The organism is Campylobacter ureolyticus, from assembly GCF_027277485.1.
GTDB classification, from domain to species: Bacteria; Campylobacterota; Campylobacteria; order Campylobacterales; family Campylobacteraceae; genus Campylobacter_B; species Campylobacter_B ureolyticus_B.
In genome coordinates this window covers 1-5319 of sequence record NZ_JAPXGQ010000026.1, presented here as the reverse complement: position 1 = coordinate 5319, position 5319 = coordinate 1, and the positions used below count along the sequence as shown (strand labels likewise).

Here is a 5319-nt window from a genome sequence, read left to right as displayed (position 1 = left end):
ATCGAAAGTTTCAGCAACTGCTTTTACAATCCCTGCAAGTTCAGCCACAAGCTGACCAAGGTTTCCGTTTATTTCTAATTCATTTTTTTTGCTATCTGCAAATATCATAATTTACTCCTTTAAATTTGACTCTTGTGGGCTAGCTATTTCAACAACTTTATCTAAAAATACAAGCAGTTGTTTTAGCGACTTTTTATCTACTCCATTTTTAGCTAAATGTGCAAAAATCACAGCGATATCATTTCCAACATCTTTAAGATTGCCTACTACGGTTATCTCATTTTCATCAATTTTTATCATTTTTACTCCTTTAAAAGGTTTATCAAAGCCCTTTAAAAGGGCTTCAATAAACCTTTAACTCCAAACTCTTCCTAAGCCAAATATGAAATTTGACTTTAAATTTTGGCTGTTTAATGGCTTGTTAATCAGCTCTTTTTCACCTCTTAAGGCAGTTTTAAAGCCACTTTTTTTACCAACAACACCACCATTTTTACTAAATTTAATTACAAAGCCTCTTTTTTTCATCCTTGAAATAAACACTATTTTTTCTCCTAAATTTCTCATTTTTTACCCCCTTACTGTATAGACTAAATTTGCAGCTGTTTTTTCGTCATATCCAAGGTCTATATTAACCCTAGTTTTTTCAAAAGTTCTAGCGTTGTTATCATCTACTAAATACTCACACATCTCATCACTTAGTCCGTTTAATTTGCCTATTTTTAAAAGCTCGTCATGGCTTAGTGTCATCTCAGGGCTATATGTAAAACGGCTTTTTATATAGCCACCAAGACTATCTATGTCTGTTTTTAACTCTTTTAACCCAACACAAACTACGCAAATGCCAACTTTTTTATCTTTGAAGTATTCAAATATCTCTCTTAACAGCTCAAATTTACGCTCAAATGTGTTTTTATTATCCCCTACAAAAAGATCGCTTTCATCTATAACTAAAAGCCTAATTTCTTTTTCTTCTAAGCTTTTAATGACAAGGTCAAGCTTATCATCGGTATTTCCTTTGGGTTTAACATTTAAGTGTTTAAGGATTAAACTCATAAACGCACTACAACTTAGGCTTTTTCTAGCTTTTATATATAAAGCATCATCTTTGTTACTACAAATATGCTTTAAAAGATAAGTTTTACCCATACCGCTTTCACCAAAAATCAGCTCAAAAAAACTTATTTTTGATGATAGCATCGCTTCAATCCTCTCTTTTATCTTTGATTGAGCTAAACTTAGCCAAGGCTCATTTTCGCTATTTTTTAGGCTCTCATCATCTAAATTTATGCTTTCATTACCTTGTTTTAAGTTTAAATTTGCTATCATCTCATCAAAGTAATAATTTATTGAGGCTTCGTATTTTTCTTTACTTTTAGACTCATACGAGCCTCTTAAAATACCATTTACCAAACTTTCACCTTTTCCTATAGCTCTTGCAACATCTTTTTGAGTTAGTCCTGTTTCTTTGCTTAAAAGCTCAAATTTTTCATTTAAATTCATCTTTTATCCTTTCATTTAGATTTTTTACATCGCTTCGAGCAATTTGTCATTACTCATTGCAAATTTCTTTCTTAATTTTTTATTTTTCTCAGTTTTTTTCTTAGATTGATTAGCAACGCTTGTGTAAGTATTTAGCCTAATAGTCTTTGTGTATAAGCCTTGGTAATAGCTAAATGCTTCATTTACAGCCTTTACAACACTTTCGTTTTCACTAATTTTTGCTTTTACTAATCTCTCATCTCTTGGATCAATTGCTTTATTTATGTAAGCTTCGCAAATAAAACTGTGTTTATCTATATCAACTACGCTTACACTTTTTAGCTCACTATCAATTAGTCTAACTTCTACAACCTCTCCGTTATATTTGCTTAAAAATGGGCTAACAAATGAGTATTTGGCTTTGTTAATGCTTAAATTTATGCTTGAATTTCTAACTTTTATAGCTCGTCTTTCGCTAAATATATAATCAAGCGTTGTTTTATCAAATGTGCTAACCCCTTCTAACTGGCTTATAAACTTATCCATAGGCACGATATTTCGGTTTTTATTTAAGTGTTCATTCCATTTTTTAATAGCTCTTGCAAAAAAGCCTATAAACTCTTTATAATCAAGTGGGTTATTTTTCATATATTTTTTTAAAAGTTCGCTGTTTTTTCTATTATCTTTGTGATAGCTTGAGCCACCTTTTTCGTAGATGATGCTTTCCATCATCCATCTTTGAACATGGTTAAAGATATTTTCAATAGGCTTTGCACGTGAATTTGCAGGGCGGGCTTTTTTATGAGTAAGCCTTGGATCAAGTGCGTTAAAATCTTTTAGCTTTATACCACTTAACTGGCTAATTACTTCTTTTACATAATTACTTAGCTCAGGCTTTCCATTGTCGGTGTAAATCGCATCAGGCACGCCAAATCCAAGTGCCATTTTTAAAGATCTGCCAACACTTAATTTATTGTATTTGCCAAGCACTACATCAATGCCAATTATCGCACCACTTCCCATATCTATCCAAACATAAGCGTTTGGATTTACAACCTCGCCTTGTTCGTTTATGGTATCAAAGTCAAAGACTATTTGATCCCCACAAATCATCTCCATACTTTTATATAAATTTAAATCCCTTAGCACAAACGGAGCTATCTCATTTCTAACACCTCTAACTCCACGTGTGGCTTTTAAAAGCATAGCTTTAACTTCTGGTTTATCCATCTGCCTTGCAAAGCTTTTATAACTTCCTATGTTCCAGCTATTTTTTAAAGCCTCTTTCCTAAGTGCTTCATAGATAAATGTTTTTGAAGCTAAGGGGTTATTTATCCAACTAGCCAAAGCCCACTCTAAGGCATTTATATCAAAGCTACTTGTTTTAAATTTAACTTTGAAATCAATGCTTTTATTTATCTCATTAAAACTGCCATGCTCATCTTCAAAATCTTTTTTCCAGCTATAAAGGGTCTTTAAGCTCACGCCGTATTTTTGTGCTACGGCTTTACCCCATGCAGTTTTACCAAGCCCATTAGGAACGGCATTCATCTCATTTATAGCTTTTATCTTATTCATCTTTTCAAGTTCTTTTATTTTTTTGTTGTGTTTATTGCAAGGCTTAGAGCAATCAAAACTAGCCCTGGTATCATTAGTATAATTCCTGCTAACCACAGCGTCTCTTGGAGTAGGTAAAGTGTTATTTTTTTCATCTTTTGACTCCTTTGCCATATCATCTAAATTTAAAGCCTTTTTATCTTGGCTTAAAGGCTCTAAATTTAAATGAATGTTATCGTCACTATCATCACCATGCATTACATCACAATCACCACCCAATCCACCACCTAAACTATCATCACCCAAATTATCATCATAACCAACGCTTAAAATTTCATCTACACTTACTAAATTTAGCTTTTCATCCCATATTTTTATATCTGTGCTAATGATGTTTTTGCTAATGGCTTCTTTGATTTTTAAAGCACCTACCTTGAAAAGTAGGCGTTTGCCACCATAACCACGCTTTTTGGTGTTATTAAGCTCTATAAAAGGGTATTTTTTAGATTTGCGGTTGGCTGAAATTTGTAAAGCTCTACTACTAACATCAAAAATTTTACTAGCAGTAGAAGTTGTTAAAAAATACATTTTATAGTCTTTCTAAATCTTTTTGACTTTTTATGTATCCATATTTAATCAATAAATTTGTTATTTTTTTACTTTTTGCATAGCCATATAAAACTTGTTTAAAGGTATTAATTTTTATATTATTTTTTCTGCAAAAGTGTGTTAAAGTTCCCCAATCATTTCGTATTTTTTTACTAACTATTAGATTATTCATATTTTTTCCTTATTTTTATTTTGTTTTATACTACTTTTTAGTATTATTACAATCATTCAAAATAACTAAGTGGTATTATAGTGGGTTTTTTCCACAATGTCAATAAATTAGTGGGAATTTAACACAAAAAAGGTAAATTATGGATGCAAAAGATAGAATAAAAAAAGCCAGGCAATATTTAAATATAAACACACAACAATCACTAGCAGACAAGCTAGAAGTGGATAGAAGCAAGATTGCAGATATTGAAAGTGGTAGAACAAAAAATGTGCCAGTGGAAATTGCAACTAAGTTTGAGGAAATTTCCCACATAAACGGTTGGTGGTTGTTGACAGGTAAGGGAAAAATGACATATGATAATGCGAAATCAAAAGATAGCTATCATTTTGATGTTTTAAATGTTAAAGCCAGTGCAGGTTCTGGAATAACAACATATGATGTAGAGATAATAGATAAGTTTTTAATAGATAAAAAAGTGTTTAAAACGCCACAGAACGAAAAAACTACAAAATTTTTAAAAGTTGAAGGTGATAGCATGGAGCCCACCATCAAAGACGGAGACTATATAGCTATTGATGAAAATTGTATCGATAATATAGATGGAATTTATGCTTGTATAATTGGTGATGGAGTTAGAGTAAAAAGACTACAATTTAATCTCGATGGCACAATAAAAATAATAAGTGATAATAAAAAATACGATCCGCAAATATATGACCCAAAAAATAGTCAAATTTACTTTAAAATAATTGGGAGAAAAATTTTATCTATACAAAGATAAAAAATTAAATAAAATCATTTTATATCATTAGCGAACATTTTAAATATTTTGTTCGCTAATATGTTCGCTAATTGTCACTTAATACGTCACTTAATGTTCGCTAATCAATAAATATTAAAATATTACAATTAAATAACTAACTTTAAACGACTTTTATTAAGGATAATACCCTAAATAGCGTGATTTTGGTGTAAATAGTGACATTTTAAGAAATGATAAAACACTCAAAATAGCACTTATCATACACAAAACTTAATAAAATATTAAGCCAACAACAGCTAAATTTATAAAAATTTTTGAAGTTTTATAAAGTAATGATACAAAAACTTCAAAATCGACTATATGGGCTTTTTAAAGCGATATAATGAGATTTTTTGAAGCATCTTTGAAGTTTTTGAAGCGAATTTGAAGAACTTTGAAGTTATTTTGAACCAAAACCCACTTTACCCAAAAAATGCCCAAATTTTGCCTAAATTCGCATTTCTCATTCTCATTTTTTACCTTTTTATTTTTCTCTCCAAATTACCATATAATCACACTTTTAAAGCCCTTTTTGCTCATTCTCACTTTTTTACATTATACATAAGATTTATCAATTCTAAACATTGCAGGACTTTTTCCAAAACTCACTCCCTCAAATTGATTAAACCTTATAAAAGCTTTTGTATCCATTGATGAAAAATCTATAAATTTCATCTCTTTTTCATCATTATCGATTAAA

Annotated in this window: 6 protein-coding genes; 1 reads left to right on the top strand and 5 read right to left on the bottom strand. The window is 30.5% G+C overall.

Annotated features, from left to right (window positions below; translation table 11 throughout):
* Positions 1-111: 111 nt before the first annotated feature.
* From O6B72_RS09205 to O6B72_RS09185, 5 genes are read right to left on the bottom strand one after another with little or no spacing between them, the layout of a single operon-like run.
* Complete coding sequence (locus tag O6B72_RS09205) at positions 112-300, bottom strand: hypothetical protein (RefSeq protein WP_269490610.1); 189 nt, start codon at positions 298-300, stop codon at positions 112-114.
* Between the two features lie 54 nt (positions 301-354).
* Positions 355-564, bottom strand: coding sequence for a hypothetical protein (locus O6B72_RS09200; RefSeq protein ID WP_269491127.1), 210 nt, complete (start codon positions 562-564; stop codon positions 355-357).
* A 3-nt stretch (positions 565-567) separates the two neighbouring features.
* Positions 568-1500 carry an AAA family ATPase gene (locus tag O6B72_RS09195; RefSeq protein WP_269492976.1) on the bottom strand — a complete coding sequence of 311 codons (933 nt, stop codon included), beginning with the start codon at positions 1498-1500 and terminating at the stop codon, positions 568-570.
* Positions 1501-1524: 24 nt separating this feature from the next.
* Complete coding sequence (locus tag O6B72_RS09190) at positions 1525-3624, bottom strand: hypothetical protein (protein ID WP_269492974.1); 2100 nt, start codon at positions 3622-3624, stop codon at positions 1525-1527.
* A gap of 1 nt (position 3625) precedes the next feature.
* Positions 3626-3817, bottom strand: coding sequence for a hypothetical protein (locus tag O6B72_RS09185; protein WP_101637157.1), 192 nt, complete (start codon positions 3815-3817; stop codon positions 3626-3628).
* 139 nt (positions 3818-3956) lie between these two features.
* Between O6B72_RS09185 and O6B72_RS09180 the strand changes: the two genes are divergently transcribed.
* Entirely contained in the window at positions 3957-4598 is a 642-nt protein-coding gene (locus O6B72_RS09180; protein WP_101637156.1) for a helix-turn-helix domain-containing protein, read from the top strand.
* Positions 4599-5319 lie beyond the last annotated feature (721 nt).

Bases quoted from the DNA above. Each gene is read 5' to 3' on its own strand.
- O6B72_RS09195 (WP_269492976.1), bottom strand. From the start codon at position 1,500: ATGAATTTAAATGAAAAATTTGAGCTTTTAAGCAAAGAAACAGGACTA.
- O6B72_RS09200 (WP_269491127.1), bottom strand. From the start codon at position 564: ATGAGAAATTTAGGAGAAAAAATAGTGTTTATTTCAAGGATGAAAAAA.
- O6B72_RS09205 (WP_269490610.1), bottom strand. From the start codon at position 300: ATGATAAAAATTGATGAAAATGAGATAACCGTAGTAGGCAATCTTAAA.
- O6B72_RS09190 (WP_269492974.1), bottom strand. From the start codon at position 3,624: ATGTATTTTTTAACAACTTCTACTGCTAGTAAAATTTTTGATGTTAGT.
- O6B72_RS09180 (WP_101637156.1), top strand. From the start codon at position 3,957: ATGGATGCAAAAGATAGAATAAAAAAAGCCAGGCAATATTTAAATATA.
- O6B72_RS09185 (WP_101637157.1), bottom strand. From the start codon at position 3,817: ATGAATAATCTAATAGTTAGTAAAAAAATACGAAATGATTGGGGAACT.